The organism is Acidovorax sp. GW821-FHT09A11 (assembly GCF_059418365.1).
Genome location: NZ_JBWKPS010000005.1, coordinates 29344 through 46183, shown reverse-complemented (window position 1 = coordinate 46183; position 16840 = coordinate 29344). Strand labels below are relative to the sequence as shown.

General features: G+C 63.0%; 18 protein-coding genes and 1 tRNA gene. All 19 read left to right on the top strand.

Features of this window, described 5'->3' with window-relative positions; all coding sequences use genetic code 11:
- Positions 1-2 precede the first annotated feature (2 nt).
- The 19 genes from tpiA to AC07PV_RS14450 all read left to right on the top strand — a co-directional run bounded on the left by tpiA (position 3) and on the right by AC07PV_RS14450 (position 16776).
- Positions 3-752 carry a triose-phosphate isomerase gene (gene tpiA, locus AC07PV_RS14540; RefSeq protein WP_218295518.1) on the top strand — a complete coding sequence of 250 codons (750 nt, stop codon included), beginning with the start codon at positions 3-5 and terminating at the stop codon, positions 750-752.
- Between the two features lie 39 nt (positions 753-791).
- Positions 792-1166 carry a preprotein translocase subunit SecG gene (gene secG / locus AC07PV_RS14535; protein ID WP_218295517.1) on the top strand — a complete coding sequence of 125 codons (375 nt, stop codon included), beginning with the start codon at positions 792-794 and terminating at the stop codon, positions 1164-1166.
- 114 nt (positions 1167-1280) lie between these two features.
- A tRNA-Leu gene (locus AC07PV_RS14530) sits at positions 1281-1365 on the top strand.
- A 73-nt stretch (positions 1366-1438) separates the two neighbouring features.
- Entirely contained in the window at positions 1439-1798 is a 360-nt protein-coding gene (locus AC07PV_RS14525; protein ID WP_055393226.1) for an NADH-quinone oxidoreductase subunit A, read from the top strand.
- A gap of 24 nt (positions 1799-1822) precedes the next feature.
- On the top strand, positions 1823-2302 hold the full coding sequence (locus tag AC07PV_RS14520; RefSeq protein ID WP_007849129.1) for a NuoB/complex I 20 kDa subunit family protein: 480 nt from the start codon (positions 1823-1825) through the stop codon (positions 2300-2302).
- Positions 2303-2312: 10 nt separating this feature from the next.
- Complete coding sequence (locus AC07PV_RS14515) at positions 2313-2921, top strand: NADH-quinone oxidoreductase subunit C (RefSeq protein WP_218295516.1); 609 nt, start codon at positions 2313-2315, stop codon at positions 2919-2921.
- A gap of 27 nt (positions 2922-2948) precedes the next feature.
- The gene (locus AC07PV_RS14510) at positions 2949-4202 is read left to right on the top strand and encodes an NADH-quinone oxidoreductase subunit D (RefSeq protein ID WP_218295515.1); all 1254 of its coding nucleotides are present in this window, start codon (positions 2949-2951) and stop codon (positions 4200-4202) included.
- Positions 4199-4732 carry an NADH-quinone oxidoreductase subunit NuoE gene (nuoE, locus tag AC07PV_RS14505; RefSeq protein ID WP_218340157.1) on the top strand — a complete coding sequence of 178 codons (534 nt, stop codon included), beginning with the start codon at positions 4199-4201 and terminating at the stop codon, positions 4730-4732. The genes AC07PV_RS14510 and nuoE overlap by 4 nt, the downstream gene beginning before the upstream one ends.
- Positions 4729-6087: an NADH-quinone oxidoreductase subunit NuoF gene (gene nuoF, locus AC07PV_RS14500; RefSeq protein WP_218340158.1), complete on the top strand. Its 1359-nt coding sequence runs from the start codon at positions 4729-4731 to the stop codon at positions 6085-6087. Before nuoE ends, nuoF begins: the two co-directional genes overlap by 4 nt.
- A gap of 15 nt (positions 6088-6102) precedes the next feature.
- Complete coding sequence (gene nuoG, locus AC07PV_RS14495; RefSeq protein WP_494630578.1) at positions 6103-8238, top strand: NADH-quinone oxidoreductase subunit NuoG; 2136 nt, start codon at positions 6103-6105, stop codon at positions 8236-8238.
- Positions 8235-9311, top strand: a complete 1077-nt coding sequence (nuoH, locus tag AC07PV_RS14490) for an NADH-quinone oxidoreductase subunit NuoH (protein ID WP_218295511.1) — start codon at positions 8235-8237, stop codon at positions 9309-9311. Before nuoG ends, nuoH begins: the two co-directional genes overlap by 4 nt.
- A 12-nt stretch (positions 9312-9323) precedes the next feature.
- A complete protein-coding gene (nuoI, locus tag AC07PV_RS14485) occupies positions 9324-9836 on the top strand; it encodes an NADH-quinone oxidoreductase subunit NuoI (protein WP_218295510.1) in 513 nt (170 codons plus the stop codon).
- Between the two features lie 50 nt (positions 9837-9886).
- Positions 9887-10555: an NADH-quinone oxidoreductase subunit J gene (locus AC07PV_RS14480; RefSeq protein WP_494630576.1), complete on the top strand. Its 669-nt coding sequence runs from the start codon at positions 9887-9889 to the stop codon at positions 10553-10555.
- Positions 10552-10860: an NADH-quinone oxidoreductase subunit NuoK gene (gene nuoK, locus AC07PV_RS14475; protein ID WP_005793248.1), complete on the top strand. Its 309-nt coding sequence runs from the start codon at positions 10552-10554 to the stop codon at positions 10858-10860. The genes AC07PV_RS14480 and nuoK overlap by 4 nt, the downstream gene beginning before the upstream one ends.
- 31 nt (positions 10861-10891) lie before the next feature.
- Entirely contained in the window at positions 10892-12928 is a 2037-nt protein-coding gene (nuoL, locus tag AC07PV_RS14470; RefSeq protein ID WP_369642956.1) for an NADH-quinone oxidoreductase subunit L, read from the top strand.
- Between the two features lie 12 nt (positions 12929-12940).
- A complete protein-coding gene (locus tag AC07PV_RS14465; protein WP_492253606.1) occupies positions 12941-14416 on the top strand; it encodes an NADH-quinone oxidoreductase subunit M in 1476 nt (491 codons plus the stop codon).
- A gap of 24 nt (positions 14417-14440) precedes the next feature.
- Positions 14441-15934 carry an NADH-quinone oxidoreductase subunit NuoN gene (gene nuoN / locus AC07PV_RS14460; RefSeq protein WP_218295506.1) on the top strand — a complete coding sequence of 498 codons (1494 nt, stop codon included), beginning with the start codon at positions 14441-14443 and terminating at the stop codon, positions 15932-15934.
- Between the two features lie 26 nt (positions 15935-15960).
- Entirely contained in the window at positions 15961-16266 is a 306-nt protein-coding gene (locus tag AC07PV_RS14455; protein WP_218340163.1) for a DUF2818 family protein, read from the top strand.
- 24 nt (positions 16267-16290) lie between these two features.
- Positions 16291-16776: a DUF1178 family protein gene (locus AC07PV_RS14450; RefSeq protein ID WP_494630575.1), complete on the top strand. Its 486-nt coding sequence runs from the start codon at positions 16291-16293 to the stop codon at positions 16774-16776.
- Positions 16777-16840: the final 64 nt, after the last annotated feature.

The following is a 16840-nucleotide window of genomic DNA, read 5'->3' as shown; positions in this document are numbered from 1 at the left end:
CCATGAACAGCAAGAAAAAACTCATCGCAGGCAACTGGAAGATGAACGGCAGCCTGGCTGCCAACGATGCCTTGTTGAAAGGCATCATTGCCGGCCTTGAGGGCGCGGCCTGCGACGTCGCTGTCGCCGTGCCTGCTCCGTATCTGGCGCAGGCGCAGTCCGTCGCGTTCGGATCCGTGGTGGCGATTGCCGCCCAGGATGTGTCGCAGCACGATGCAGGGGCGTACACCGGCGAGGTCTCGGCTGCCATGCTGAAGGAATTTGGCGTGCGCTATGCGCTGGTGGGGCACTCGGAGCGCCGCCAGTACCATGGGGAAACCGATGTCGCCGTTGCCGAGAAGGCGCAGCGGGCACTGGCCGCGGGCATCACGCCCATTGTCTGTGTCGGCGAGACCCTGCAGGAGCGCGAGGCCGGCCAGACCGAGGCCGTGGTCAAGCGCCAGCTGGCGGCGGTGATCCATCTCAATGGCCATTGCATCAGCGAAGTGGTGGTGGCATACGAACCGGTCTGGGCGATCGGCACGGGCCGCACGGCCACGCCGGAACAGGCGCAGGCCGTGCACGCGGTGCTGCGTGCGCAGCTGTCTGCGGCCAGCGAGCACGCCGACCGCATCCGCCTGCTGTACGGCGGCAGCATGAATGCCGTCAATGCGGCGCAATTGCTTGCGCAGCCTGACATCGATGGCGGCCTCGTCGGGGGGGCATCGCTGAAGGCGTCCGATTTCCTGCAAATTATTGCGGCTGCCCGTTGAGGCGGCCCTTCCAGCTATTCAATCAGGAGTGAACAGAGAATGAACGTGATCGTGAATGTGGTTTTGGCGGTGCAGATGCTGACGGCCCTGGGGATGATTGGCCTGATCCTTGTCCAGCATGGCAAGGGTGCGGACATGGGGGCGGCATTTGGCAGCGGCAGTTCCGGAAGCCTGTTCGGCGCCAGCGGCAGTGCCAATTTCCTGTCGCGCACCACGGCAGTCCTGGCTGCGGTGTTTTTTGTTGCAACGCTGGCGTTGGCCTACTTTGGCAATGCGCGTCCCGCCAGTTCGGGCAGCGTGCTGGAAAGCCCGGCTGCTGCAGTGCCCGCGGGTGCTCCTGCGGCCTCGGCTTCGGATGCTGTTGTGGCTCCTGCGGTGCCCGCTTCAGGCGCCGCGCAGATCCCCACCAAATAATCTGCACTAAATTGGGCTTCGTAAGCCGAAGCAGGGTTTTTCCGGAGTAGAATTCTGGATTGTCTGGAAAGCCAAAACCGCAAGGTTCCTCATGCCATCCAGATGCAAAAAACAGCCGTCGTGGTGAAATTGGTAGACACGCTATCTTGAGGGGGTAGTGGCGAAAGCTGTGCGAGTTCGAGTCTCGCCGACGGCACCAAAACAAAGGCCTGCCTGCATGACCCGGCTCGGGTCCTGACGGGCAAGGCCACAGCGGTGAGCACATCCTCAAGATGAACCTCGATCAGTACCTCCCCGTCCTTTTGTTCATCTTGGTCGGCATCGCCGTCGGCGTTGTCCCCCTTGTCCTCGGCTACATACTGGGCCCCAACCGCCCGGATGCCGCGAAGAACTCCCCCTACGAATGTGGCTTTGAAGCCTTCGAGGATGCGCGCATGAAGTTTGACGTGCGCTACTACCTCGTGGCCATTCTCTTCATTCTTTTCGATCTCGAAATCGCATTTCTCTTCCCATGGGCGGTGACGCTGCATGAGGTGGGTATCGCCGGCTTCGTGGCCGTCGTGATTTTCCTGGCCATCCTGGTCGTGGGCTTTGCCTACGAGTGGAAAAAGGGTGCCCTGGATTGGGAATGAGCGGGCCTCAACAAGGATGATGCAATGATTGAAGGCGTGATGAAGGAAGGCTTCATCACCACGAGCTATGACTCCGTGGTGAATTGGGCCAAGACGGGCTCTCTGTGGCCCATGACTTTTGGCCTGGCGTGCTGTGCGGTGGAGATGATGCATGCCGCCGCAGCGCGCTATGACATCGGCCGCTTCGGTGCGGAGGTGTTTCGTGCCAGCCCCCGCCAGTCCGATCTGATGATCGTGGCCGGCACGCTGTGCAACAAGATGGCGCCCGCCCTGCGCAAGGTGTACGACCAGATGTCGGAGCCCCGCTGGGTGCTGTCGATGGGTTCGTGCGCCAACGGCGGCGGCTACTACCACTACAGCTATTCCGTGGTGCGCGGCTGCGACCGCATCGTGCCCGTGGACGTGTACGTGCCCGGCTGCCCGCCCACGGCCGAAGCGTTGATCTACGGGATCATCCAGCTGCAGCAGAAGATCCGCCGCACCAACACCATTGCTCGCGTCTGAAGGGTTGATGATGACTGCTGTTGCCATTCGGCCCGAAAACCTCAAAGACAACATTGCCGCGGCGTTGGGCGCGAAAGTGCGCCAGATCACCGTGGCCCTGGATGAGGTCACGGTGGTCGTTGCTGCCGCCGACTACCTCGATGCCATGCGCGTCCTGCGTGATGCGGAGGGTTGCCGTTTCGAGCAGCTGATCGATCTGTGCGGCGTGGACTATTCCGCCTATGCAGACGCAGTGAACGAGGGAGCCCGCTATTGTGTGGTCTCGCACCTGCTGTCCGTGAGCCTGAACCAGCGCCTGCGCGTGAAGGTGTTCTGCGCGGATGACGATTTCCCTGTGGTGGCTTCGGTCTCCGATCTCTGGAACTCGGCCAACTGGTACGAGCGCGAGGCGTTCGACCTTTTTGGCATCGTGTTCGACGGCCACAACGACCTGCGCCGCATCCTGACCGACTACGGCTTCATCGGCCACCCCTTCCGCAAGGACTTCCCGCTGTCCGGCCACGTCGAGATGCGCTACGACGCAGAGCAGCGCCGGGTGGTCTACGAGCCGGTGTCGATCGAGCCGCGCGAGATCACGCCGCGCATCATCCGCGAAGACAAGTACGGAGGCCTGCACTAAGGCGCTCCGCGCCCCACGTGACCCACCATGGCTGAAATCAAGAACTACTCCCTGAACTTCGGACCGCAGCACCCTGCAGCGCACGGCGTGTTGCGCCTGGTGCTCGAGCTCGACGGCGAAGTCGTCCAGCGTGCCGATCCGCACATCGGCCTGCTGCACCGCGCGACCGAAAAGCTGGCCGAGCACAAGACCTACATCCAGTCGCTGCCCTACATGGACCGCCTGGACTACGTGTCCATGATGTGCAACGAGCACGCCTACTGCCTGGCCATCGAAAAGCTGCTGGGCCTGGAAGTGCCTGTCCGCGCCCAGTACATCCGCGTGATGTTCTCCGAGATCACGCGCCTGCTGAACCACCTGATGTGGCTGGGTTCGCACGGCAACGACTGCGGCAGCTCCACCATCCTGATCTACACCTTCCGCGAGCGCGAAGACCTGTTCGACATGTACGAAGCCGTCTCCGGCGCGCGCATGCACGCGGCGTACTTCCGTCCGGGCGGCGTGTACCGCGACCTGCCGGACTCCATGCCGCAGTACAAGGTCAGCAAGATCAAGAACGCCAAGGCCCTGGAGGCCATGAACAAGAACCGCCAGGGTTCGATGCTCGACTTCATCGACGACTTCACCCAGCGCTTCCCGGCCTGTGTGGACGAATACGAGACCCTGCTCACCGACAACCGCATCTGGAAGCAGCGCACCGTGGGCATCGGCGTGGTGCCGCCCGAACGCGCGCTGAACCTGGGCATGACCGGCCCCATGCTGCGTGGTTCCGGCATCGCCTGGGACCTGCGCAAGACCCAGCCCTACGACGTTTACGACCGCATGGACTTCGACGTGCCCGTGGGCAAGACGGGTGACTGCTACGACCGCTACCTCGTGCGCGTGCAGGAAATGCGCGAGTCCAACCGCATCATCAAGCAGTGCGTGGACTGGCTGCGCGCCAATCCCGGCCCGGTCATCACCGACAACCACAAGGTGGCTGCGCCCGACCGTGAATCCATGAAGTCCAACATGGAAGAGCTGATCCACCATTTCAAGCTCTTCACCGAAGGTTTCCATGTGCCCGAGGGCGAGGCCTATGCCGCCGTCGAGCATCCCAAGGGCGAGTTCGGCATCTACCTGGTGAGCGACGGGGCCAACAAGCCCTACCGCCTGAAGATCCGTGCGCCTGGCTTCGCGCACCTGGCCACGCTCGATGAAATGGCCCGCGGCCACATGATCGCCGACGCGGTGGCCATCATCGGCACCATGGATATCGTGTTCGGAGAGATTGACCGATGAGTACGACCGAATCGAAGAACCAGACCGCTGGCGCCACCGCCATCACCGAGACGACGCTTGCCCGTTTTGCGCGCGAAGTCGCCAAGTACCCACCCGAGCAGAAGCAGTCGGCCGTGATGGCTTGCCTGTCCATCGTGCAGCAGGAGCAGGGCTGGGTCAGTGTCGAGAGCGAGGCCGTGATCGCCGAGTACCTCGGCATGGCCCAGATCGCGGTGCACGAAGTCACCACGTTCTACAACATGTACAACCAGCAGCCGACGGGCAAGTACAAGCTCAACGTCTGCACCAACCTGCCTTGCCAGCTGCGCGACGGCCAGAAGGCGCTGCACCACCTCGAGAAGAAGCTCGGCGTGGCCATGGGCGAGACCACTTCCGACGGCCTGTTCACGCTGCAGCAGTGCGAATGCCTGGGTGCCTGTGCCGATGCGCCCGTGATGCTGGTCAACGACCGCACCATGTGCAGTTTCATGGACAACGACAAGCTTGACCAGCTTGTGGATGGCCTGCGCGCTGCGGAAGGACAAGCATGACCACCGCCGCACAGATCCTCTCGCAGTTCCAGGCCACCGGCGTCCAGACCTGCTTCCACGACCGCCACATCAACCCGCAGATCTATGCGGGCCTGGACGGCACGAACTGGAGCCTCAAGGACTACGAAGCGCGTGGCGGCTACGCCGCCCTGCGCAAGATCCTGGCGCAGGGCGAAGGCGAAGGCCTCACCCAGGACCAGGTGATCGCCACCGTCAAGGAATCGGGCCTGCGCGGCCGTGGCGGCGCGGGCTTCCCCACCGGCCTCAAGTGGAGCTTCATGCCCCGGTCGTTCCCGGGCCAGAAGTACCTGGTGTGCAACTCCGACGAAGGCGAGCCGGGCACCTGCAAGGACCGCGACATCCTGCAGTTCAACCCGCACATCGTCATCGAGGGCATGATCATCGCGGCTTACGCGATGGGCATCTCCGTGGGCTATAACTACATCCACGGCGAAATCTTCCAGACCTACGACCGTTTTGAAGAAGCGCTTGAAGAGGCACGCGCCGCAGGCTACCTGGGCGACAAGATCCTGGGCAGCAACTTCAGCTTCCAGCTGCATGCCGCGCACGGCTTCGGCGCCTATATCTGCGGCGAAGAGACCGCGCTGCTCGAATCGCTGGAAGGCAAGAAGGGCCAGCCGCGCTTCAAGCCGCCGTTCCCGGCCAGCTTCGGCCTGTACGGCAAGCCCACCACCATCAACAACACCGAGACCTTCGCGGCCGTGCCGTGGATCATCCGCAACGGCGGTGCTGCCTATCTTGAATGCGGCAAGCCCAACAACGGCGGCACCAAGATCTTCTCGGTCTCCGGCGACGTGGAAAAGCCCGGAAACTACGAAGTGCCCCTGGGCACGCCCTTCGCCAAGCTGCTCGAACTCGCTGGTGGCGTGCGCAAGGGCCGCCAGCTCAAGGCCGTGATTCCCGGCGGCTCGTCCGCACCGGTGCTGCCGGCTTCCATCATCATGGAATGCACGATGGACTACGACTCCATCGCCAAGGCCGGCTCCATGCTGGGCTCGGGCGCGGTCATCGTGATGGACGACTCCCGCAGCATGGTCGAGAGCCTGCTGCGCCTGTCCTATTTTTACTCGCACGAGTCCTGCGGCCAGTGCACGCCGTGCCGCGAAGGCACGGGCTGGATGTGGCGCGTGATCGACCGGATCCAGCATGGCCAGGGGCGCGATGGCGACCTGAACCTGCTCAATTCGGTGGCGGACAACATCCAGGGCCGCACCATTTGCGCACTGGGTGACGCAGCGGCCATGCCGGTGCGCGCCATGATCAAGCACTTCCGTCCGGAATTCGAAGCGCTGATCCGCCAAGAGAAGACCCCGCAGGCTTCCGCCTCCGCCTGATCGCGAGAAACGCATATGGTTGAAATCGAACTCGACGGGCAGAAGGTAGAAGTCGCCGAAGGCTGCATGGTGATGCATGCAGCCGAAAAGGCCGGCACCTACATTCCCCATTTCTGCTATCACAAGAAGCTCTCCATCGCCGCCAATTGCCGCATGTGCCTGGTGGACGTGGAGAAGGCCCCCAAGCCCATGCCCGCCTGCGCCACGCCGGTCACGCAGGGCATGATCGTGCGCACCAAGAGCGACAAGGCCATCAAGGCCCAGCAGTCGGTCATGGAATTCCTGCTGATCAACCACCCGCTGGATTGCCCCATCTGCGACCAGGGCGGCGAGTGCCAGCTGCAGGATCTGGCCGTGGGCTACGGCGGTTCCTCCTCGCGCTACGAGGAAGAAAAGCGCGTGGTCTTCCACAAGGATGTGGGCCCGCTGATCTCCATGGAGGAGATGAGCCGCTGCATCCACTGCACCCGCTGCGTGCGCTTCGGCCAGGAAGTGGCCGGCGTGATGGAACTCGGCATGATCCACCGCGGCGAGCACTCCGAGATCACCACCGTGGCGGGCGATACCGTGGATTCCGAGCTGTCGGGCAACATGATCGACATCTGCCCCGTGGGCGCGCTCACGAGCAAGCCGTTCCGCTACAGCGCCCGCACCTGGGAACTGTCGCGCCGCCGCTCCGTCAGCCCGCACGACTCCACCGGTGCCAACCTCATCGTGCAGGTCAAGAACCACAAGGTCATGCGTGTCGTTCCGTTCGAGAACGAAGCCGTCAACGAATGCTGGATCGCCGACCGTGATCGCTTCTCGTACGAATCGCTCAACAGCGACGAGCGGCTGACACAGCCCATGCTCAAGCAGGGCGGTGTCTGGAAGACCGTCGACTGGCAGACCGCGCTCGAATACGTGGCCAACGGCTTGAAGAACATCAAGAACGACCATGGCGCTGGCGCCATCGGTGCCCTGGTCAGCCCGCACAGCACGCTCGAAGAGCTGTACCTGGCCTCCGCCCTGATGCGCGGCCTGGGCAGCGACAACATTGACTACCGCCTGCGCAACGCCGAATTCGCGGCGCCCGAAGGCATCCGCTGGCTCGGCACGTCCATCGCCTCGCTGTCCACGCTGCAGCGCGTGCTGGTGGTGGGCTCCAACCTGCGCAAGGACCATCCGCTGTTCGCGCAGCGCATCCGCCAGGCTGCGCGCCATGGCTGCCAGGTCAGCGTGGTCGACTCGGCCCTGGCCGATTGGGCCATGCCCGTGAAGCACTCCCTGCTGCAAGGCGCCGGTCAGTGGCTGCAGGCGCTGGGCACCATCGCCGCTGCCGTGGCACAGGAAAAGGGCACGGCCGCACCCGCAGGTTCCGGTGATCCCACCGAAGCTTCCCTGGCCATCGCCCGCTCATTGCTGGGCGGCGAACGCAAGGCCGTACTGCTGGGCAATGCCGCAGCGCACCATGCCCAGGCAACCCAGCTGCTGGCGCTTGCCAACTGGATTGGTGAACAAACCGGGGCAACCGTCGGCTACCTGACGGAAGCCGCCAACACCGTGGGCGCGCAATTCGCCGGCGCCCATCCCGTGAACGGAGGCCTGAATGCAGGCCAGATGCTGGCGGGTGGATTGAAGGCGGCCTTGCTGCTCAATACCGAGCCTGTCCATGACTCTGCAGCCGGCCTGCAGGCCGCCACGGCCCTGGGAGGGGCGGAGATGGTGGTGACCTTGAGTCCGTTCAAGGCCAATATGGAGTTCAGTGATGTGCTGCTGCCGGTGGCGCCGTTCACGGAAACCTCGGGCAGCTTCATCAATGCGGAAGGCCGCCTGCAGGGTTTCCATGCCGTGGTGCGTCCTCTGGGCGATACCCGTCCGGCCTGGAAGGTGCTGCGCGTGCTGGCCAATCTGCTGGGCGTGCCGGGTTTTGATTTCGAGACGTCGCAGGATGTGCTGGCCCGCGCCACGAATGCGCCTGCTGGCACCTTCGCGCAGGTCCCGGCCGCTCAATTGTCGAATGCCGTGAGCACTGCTGTCCCTGTCGCCACCGCAGTGGTGGGCGAGCCCGTGGTGGCCTCGATCTATCAACTGGACGGCCTGGTGCGCCGTTCCACGTCGCTGCAGCTGACCGCCGACGCGCGCTTGGCACGCGAAGGAGTGGCAGCATGATCGACGCGATCTACAACGCGGGCCTGAACCTGCTTTCCTTTGGCTGGTGGACCGGCGTGGTCTGGCCGGTGCTCTGGATCCTGCTCAAGATCGTCTGCATTCTGGCGCCCCTGATGGGGGCGGTGGCCTATCTCACGCTGTGGGAGCGCAAGCTCCTGGGCTTCATGCAGGTGCGCCATGGCCCCAACCGGGTCGGCCCGCTCGGGTTGCTGCAACCCATCGCGGACGCCTTGAAGCTGCTGACCAAGGAAATCATCCAGCCTACTGCCGCCAGCAAAGGGCTCTTCGTGCTGGGGCCGGTCATGGCGATCATGCCCGCGCTGGCTGCCTGGGTGGCGATTCCGTTCGGCCCGGACGTGGCATTGGCCAATGTCAACGCCGGCCTGCTGCTGGTGATGGCCATCACCTCCATCGAGGTGTATGGCGTGATCATTGCCGGCTGGGCATCGAACTCCAAGTACGCCTTCCTGGGCGCACTGCGGGCGTCCGCGCAGATGGTGAGCTACGAAATCGCCATGGGCTTTTGCTTCCTGGTGGTGATCATGGTTTCGGGCAGCATGAACCTCACCGAGATCGTGATGTCCCAGTCCCGCGGCATGGCCTCCAACATGGGCCTGGGCTTCCTGTCCTGGAACTGGTTGCCATTGCTGCCCATCTTCCTGGTCTATCTGATCTCGGGTGTGGCTGAGACGAACCGCCATCCGTTCGACGTGGTGGAAGGCGAAGCCGAAATCGTGGCGGGCCACATGGTGGAGTACTCCGGCATGGGTTTCGCGATCTTCTTTCTGGCGGAATACGCGAGCATGTGGCTGGTGTCCATCCTGGCCGCCCTCATGTTCCTGGGCGGCTGGCTGCCTCCGGTGGATTTCCTCTCGTTCATTCCTGGCTGGATCTGGCTCGGGATCAAGACATTCCTCGTGGTGTCCATGTTCATCTGGATCCGGGCGACTTTCCCCCGCTTCCGTTATGACCAGATCATGCGTCTGGGTTGGAAGATCTTCATTCCGGTCACGCTGGTGTGGCTGCTGATCGTCGGCGGGTGGTTGCTCTCGCCTTGGAATATCTGGAAATAAGCGGGGACACAAATGACTGCTGTTGCTGCTGCTGCACCTTTCTCGTTCAAGGATTTCTTCAAGAGCTTCATGCTCGTGGAACTGCTCAAGGGCATGGCCCTCACGGGGCGCTACGCCTTTCGCCGCAAGGTGACCGTGCAGTTCCCTGAAGAGAAGACCCCCTTGTCGCCACGTTTTCGTGGCCTGCACGCCTTGCGCCGTTATGAGAATGGCGAAGAGCGCTGCATCGCCTGCAAGCTGTGCGAGGCCGTGTGCCCCGCCATGGCCATCACCATTGAGTCGGACGTGCGCGACGATGGCTCCCGCCGCACCACGCGCTACGACATCGACCTGACCAAGTGCATCTTCTGCGGTTTCTGCGAAGAAAGCTGCCCGGTGGACTCGATCGTCGAGACGCACATTTTCGAGTACCACGGCGAAAAGCGTGGCGATCTGTATTTCACGAAGGACATGCTCCTGGCCGTGGGCGACCGGTACGAAGGTGAAATCGCGGCAGCCAAGGCTGCGGACGCCAAGTACCGCTGAGCGGTGCTGGGTTCAGCCTCTTTGCCAGACTTTCTATAAAGACCCGATTCATGGACGCCAAGACAGGTTTCTTCTACCTCTTCTCGGTCGTGCTGCTGTTCGCAGCCTTCCGGGTGATCACCGCGCGCAATCCCGTGCATGCGGTGCTCTACCTCATCCTCGCGTTCTCGCAGGCCGCCGCCGTCTGGCTGCTGCTCAAGGCCGAGTTCCTGGCCATTGCGCTCGTGCTGGTGTACCTGGGCGCGGTGATGGTGCTTTTCCTCTTCGTCGTGATGATGCTGGACATCCACATCGACACGGTGCGCAAGGGGTTCTGGAAGCACTTTCCCCTGGCCGCCACGGTGGGCGCACTGATCGCGCTCGAAATGGCCGCGGTGCTGATGGGTGGCTTCCGGGGCATGGATGAGCCCAAGGCTGTCGCCACGGCGGTGAATGCGGCGGGCCAGGTCGTCCAGTATTCGAACACCAAGGCGCTGGGCAAGCTGCTCTACACCGAGTATCTCTATCCCGTGGAAATCGCGGCCGTGATCCTGCTGGTGGCGATGATTGCCGCCATTGCCCTGACGCTGCGCCGGCGCAAGGACAGCAAGGCGATCAATCCGTCCGTACAGATTCGCGTGCGCGCCAGCGACCGCCTCGAAGTGGTCAAGGTTGTCGCCACCCAGAAGGCTGAGGCGCCAGCGCCTGCAGAGGCTGTCGCCGAGGAGAAAAAAGCATGACGCTGACATTGGGCCACTTTCTCTCGCTGGGTGCGATGCTGTTCGCGCTGGCGGTGATCGGCATCTTCCTCAATCGCAAGAACCTGATTGTGCTGCTGATGGCGATCGAGTTGATGCTGCTCGCGGTCAACATGAACTTCGTGGCGTTCTCCCACTACCTGGGCGACATGCATGGGCAGGTGTTCGTGTTCTTCATCCTGACCGTGGCAGCGGCCGAATCGGCGATCGGCCTGGCCATCCTGGTGCTGCTGTTCCGCAACAAGTCCAGCATCAACGCGGAAGACCTCAACACCCTCAAGGGTTGATGAGCCACCTGTATTCCCAAGGTTCTCAAGAATGAGTCAAACCCTCTCTGCTTCAACGCTCCTGGCCGTGCCGCTGGCTCCGCTGGCGGGCGCCTTGCTGGCCGGCATCTTCGGTACGACCTTTGGTGGTAACTGGATTGGCCGCCGCCTGAGCCACACCCTGACCATCCTGGGCGTGCTCGTGGCCTTCGTCCTGTCGGCCATGACGCTCAAGAGTGTTGCGCTGGATGGCGCCCGTTTCAACGAAACGCTGTACACCTGGATGGTGGTCGGCGGCCTCAAGATGGAAGTCGGCTTCCTGATCGACAGCCTCACGGCCATGATGATGGTGGTGGTGACCTTCGTGTCGCTGATGGTGCACATCTACACGATCGGCTACATGGAAGAGGACGACGGCTACAACCGCTTCTTCGCGTACATCTCCCTGTTCACGTTCTCCATGCTCATGCTGGTCATGAGCAACAACCTGCTGCAGCTGTTCTTCGGCTGGGAAGCCGTGGGCCTGGTGTCCTACCTGCTGATCGGTTTCTGGTTCAACAAGCCCAGCGCGATCTTCGCCAACATGAAGGCCTTCCTGGTCAACCGCGTGGGGGACTTCGGCTTCATCCTGGGCATCGGCCTCATCGCGGCCTACGCAGGCACGCTGAACTACGGCGAAGTGTTTGCCAAGTCGGGTGAGCTCGGCGGCCTGGCTTTCCCCGGCACCGACTGGATGCTGATCACCGTGATCTGCATCTGCCTGTTCATCGGTGCGATGGGCAAGTCCGCCCAGTTCCCGCTGCACGTCTGGCTGCCCGACTCGATGGAAGGCCCGACCCCCATCTCGGCACTGATCCACGCGGCCACCATGGTGACGGCCGGCATCTTCATGGTGGCGCGCATGTCGCCCCTGTTCGAGCTGTCGGATACCGCCCTGAACTTCATCCTGGTGATCGGGGCCATCACGGCGCTGTTCATGGGTTTCCTGGGCATCATCCAGAACGACATCAAGCGCGTGGTGGCCTACTCCACGCTGTCGCAGCTCGGGTACATGACCGTGGCGCTGGGTGCGTCGGCCTATTCGGTCGCCGTGTTCCACCTGATGACCCACGCGTTCTTCAAGGCGCTGCTGTTCCTCGGTGCCGGCTCGGTCATCATGGGCATGCACCACAACCAGGACATCCGCTGGATGGGCGGCGTGCGCAAGTACATGCCCATCACCTGGATCACCTCGCTGCTGGGTTCGCTCGCGCTGATCGGCACCCCGCTGTTCGCGGGCTTCTATTCCAAGGACAGCATCATCGAGGCGGTCCATTTCAGCCATCTGCCCGCGGCCGGTTTTGCGCACTTCGCCGTGCTGGCGGGTGTATTCATCACGGCGTTCTATTCGTTCCGCATGTACTTCCTGGTTTTCCATGGCAAGGAGCGCTACGACCAGAATCCTGATGCGCACCATGATGACCACCATGGCCATGACGATCACCATCACGAGCCCCACGAATCGCCCTGGGTGGTGACCGTGCCTCTGGTGCTGCTGGCCATTCCGTCGGTGGTCGTGGGTTTCATGTTCATCCAGCCCATGCTGTTCGGCGACTTCTTCAAGAACGTGATCTTTGTCGATGCGGTCAAGCATCCGGCCATGGCGAAACTGGCTGAAATTTTCCACGGTCCGGTGGCCATGGCGGTGCACGGACTGCAGACCGCGCCGTTCTGGCTGGCGCTCGCTGGCGTGGTTGCTTCGTACTACATGTACATGGTCAACCCCGCGCTGCCGGCCGGCATCAAGGCCCGCGTGCAGCCCCTGTACACGCTGCTGGAGAACAAGTACTACCTCGACTGGATCAACGAGAACATCCTGGCCCGCGGCGCGCGTGCCCTGGGCGTCGGCCTGTGGAAGGGTGGCGATCAGGCCATCATCGACGGGGCCCTCGTGAATGGCTCCTGGAAGCTGGTGCGCGGGGTTTCCGGCATCGTCCGCTGGATGCAGTCGGGCTTCATCTTCCACTATGCGCTGGTGATGATTCTGGGTGTCTTCGCATTGATGACCTGGTTTGTCTGGGGCGATGCTTTCTTGCAGCTCATCAAATAAGGAAAACAACAAATGGGTCTGTTGAGTCTTGCAATCTGGACACCGATTGCCTTCGGTGTGCTGCTGCTGGCCATTGGGCGGGATGAGCATGCCCGCGCGGTGCGGTGGCTGGCGCTGGTCGGGGCCGTGATCGGCTTCCTGGTGACTTTGCCCCTGTACGATGGCTTCAAGCTGGGCACGGCGGCGATGCAGTTTGTCGAGAAGGCCGCCTGGATCGAGCGCTTCAATGTCCACTACCACCTGGGCGTGGATGGCATTTCGTTCTGGTTCGTGCCGCTGACGGCTTTCATCACCGTCATCGTGGTGGTGGCTTCCTGGGAATCCATCACCGAGCGCGTGAACCAGTACATGGGCGCGTTCCTGATCCTGTCAGGCCTCATGGTCGGAGTGTTCACGGCGCTGGACGGCATGCTGTTCTACGTGTTTTTCGAAGCCACGCTGATCCCCATGTACCTGATCATCGGGATCTGGGGCGGCCCCAACAAGATCTACGCGGCGTTCAAGTTCTTCCTGTACACGCTGCTTGGCTCGCTGCTGATGTTGATCGCGCTGATCTTCCTGTACAACCAGTCGGGTGGCAGCTTCGACATCGCGACGTGGCACCAGCTGCCATTGAGCGGCCGCGCGCAGACGCTGCTGTTCTTCGCCTTCTTCGCGGCCTTCGCCGTGAAGGTGCCCATGTGGCCAGTGCATACCTGGCTGCCCGATGTGCACGTGGAAGCCCCCACCGGCGGCTCGGCCGTGCTGGCCGCCATCATGCTCAAGCTCGGTGCCTACGGTTTCCTGCGGTTTTCGATGCCCATCGCTCCCGACGCTTCGCGCGAATGGGCGTGGCTGATGATCGCGCTGTCGCTGATCGCGGTGATCTATGTGGGCCTGGTGGCCATGGTCCAGAAGGACATGAAGAAGCTGGTGGCCTACTCGTCAGTGGCGCACATGGGATTCGTGACCCTGGGTTTTTTCATCTTCAACGACCTGGGTGTCTCCGGCGGCCTGGTGCAGATGATTGCCCACGGCTTCGTCTCGGGTGCCATGTTCCTGTCCATCGGCGTGCTGTACGACCGCGTGCACTCGCGTGAAATCGCGGCCTACGGTGGCGTGGTCAACACCATGCCCAACTTCACGGCCTTCGCGCTGCTGTTCGCCATGGCCAACTGCGGCCTTCCGGGCACCGCCGGTTTCGTCGGCGAATGGATGGTGATCCTGGGGGCCGTCAAGGCCAACTTCTGGATCGGCATGGCAGCCGCCACGGCGTTGATTTTTGGCGCCGCCTACACGCTGTGGATGTTCAAGCGGGTGTACCTGGGACCTGTCGGCAACGACAACGTCAAGGGCCTCACCGATATCGACAGCCGCGAGTTCCTGGTGCTTGCACTGCTGGGCATCGCCGTGCTGGCCATGGGCTTGTACCCGCGCCCCTTCACCGATGTGATGGACACCTCGGTGGCCGAACTGCTCAAGCATGTCGCGCTGTCCAAGCTGAACTGACCAGACTGAACTGAGAGATTCGAGATGATTGACAACATCAGCTGGCTCGCGATTTACCCCGAAATCGTGCTATTGACCATGGCCTGCGTGATCGCGCTGGTCGATCTGGGCGTGCACAGCGCACGCCGCACGGGCACCTATGTGCTGACCCTGCTCACGCTGGCCGTGGTGGCGGCATTGCAGGCCATGTACGCCAGCAGCGGCAACACCTTCTACGGCTTTGGCAACATGGTGGTCAGCGACGCCATGGGCAACTGGCTCAAGTGCTTCGCCACCGTGGCGATGATGATCACGCTGGTCTACGGCCGTCCCTATGCGGCGGACCGCGGTATGATGCGCGGCGGCGAGATGTTCACGCTGTCGATGTTTGCGCTGCTGGGCATGTTCATCATGATCTCGGGCAACAACTTCCTCGTGATCTACCTGGGCCTGGAACTCCTGACCCTGTCGAGCTACGCCCTGGTGGCCTTGCGCCGCGACAACGCCACGGCGACGGAAGCGGCGATGAAGTACTTCGTGCTCGGCGCCATGGCCAGCGGTTTCCTGCTGTACGGCCTGTCCATGATCTACGGTGCCACGGGTTCGCTCGACATCGGCCAGGTGTTCAAGGCGGTCAATTCGGGCCAGATCCGCCATCAGGTGCTGGTCTTCGGCCTGGTGTTCGTGGTGGCTGGCCTGGCTTTCAAGCTGGGCGTGGTGCCGTTCCACATGTGGATTCCCGACGTGTACCAGGGTGCCCCCACGGCCGTCACGCTCATGATCGGTGGCGCGCCCAAGCTGGCAGCCTTCGCGATCACGATCCGCCTGCTGGTGGACGGCCTGCTGCCCCTGGCCATCGACTGGCAGCAGATGCTCGCGGTGCTGGCCATCGGCTCGCTGCTCGTGGGCAACCTGGCCGCCATCGCGCAGACCAACCTCAAGCGCATGCTGGCCTACTCCACGATCTCGCAGATGGGCTTCGTGCTGCTGGGCCTGATGTCGGGTGTGGTGAATGGCAATGTGGATGCTACGGCCGTCGAGAACGCCTACAGCGCCTCCATGTTCTATGTGGTGACCTATGTGCTCACCACGCTGGCCGCGTTCGGCGTGATCCTGCTGCTGGCGCGCGAGGGCTTCGAGAGCGAAGAAATCTCGGACTTTGCGGGCCTGAACCAGCGCAGCCCCCTGTATGCGGGCGTGATGGCGGTCTGCCTGTTCTCCATGGCCGGCATTCCCCCGCTGGTGGGTTTCTACGCCAAGCTGGCGGTGCTGCAGGCGCTGGTGGCCTCCGGCCAGGGCCTGTACATCGCGATGGCGGTGTTCGCCGTGATGATGTCGCTGATTGGCGCCTTCTACTACCTGCGGGTGGTGAAGGTCATGTACTTCGACGCTCCGCTGACGGCTTCGAACGTATCGGCGCCCGTGGACGTGCGCGTGGTACTGACGCTCAACGGTGCACTTCTTCTGGTGCTGGGCCTTCTGCCCGGCGGTCTGATGGCGCTGTGCGCGGACGCTGTCGTGCGCGCGCTGGCGACCTGAGCGCCTCGCCGCTCTCGTTCGTTCCTGTGTCTCTTACCGGGTCCGTCTGGCTGGTCATCGTGGCGGCCTTCATCGCCGCCAACCTGCCGTTTGTGAACCACCGCTGGCTGGTGGTGGGGCCCGTTGCCGGGCAGCGCAAGCCGCTCGTAGGCCGGCTGGCTGAGCTCCTCCTGCTGTATGTCCTGGTCGGCGGCCTCGCGCTCTTGCTGGAGCGCCGCGCAGGGCAGATCGCGCCGCAAGGCTGGGAGTTCTATGCCATCACCGGGACGCTGTTTCTCACGCTGGCCTTTCCAGGTTTTGTCTACCGGTACCTGCTGCGCCGCCACGGGTGACGGCCGGCGCGTTCAGGTGTTGCCATGAAGGTGCTTGATCTCCAATGCCGGCTCGGCCATGTCTTTGAAGGCTGGTTTGGATCGGAGGATGATTTCCAGGGCCAGAAGCAGCGCGGGCTGGTGCAATGCCCCCTGTGCGCGGACGCCCACATTGAAAAGCGCCTGAGCGCTCCGCGCTTGAATCTGGGCGCGCGAGATCCAGCCGCCGCCACACCCACCGTGACAACGCCGTCTCCCGTGCCCGGAGCCGGAGGGGCGCCGGCCGATGCCGGCGTGCTTGCGCCCGCGCTGCAGGCCGCCTGGCTGGAACTGGCTCGCAAGATCGTCGCCAGCACCGAGGATGTGGGAGGGCGTTTTGCCCAGGAAGCCCGCCGCATGCACCATGGCGAGGTGCAGGAGCGTGCGATTCGTGGTCAGGCCACCCCCGACGAGGCCCTGGAGTTGCTGGAGGAGGGCATTGCCGTCCTGCCCCTGGCATTGCCCGCGGCGTCCAAGGAAACCCTTCAATAGCCTTCCCGGCGCTGCCTGGCCGCCAATATGTTGTGGCCATTTTGGTCGCAAACGCTTGATGCGC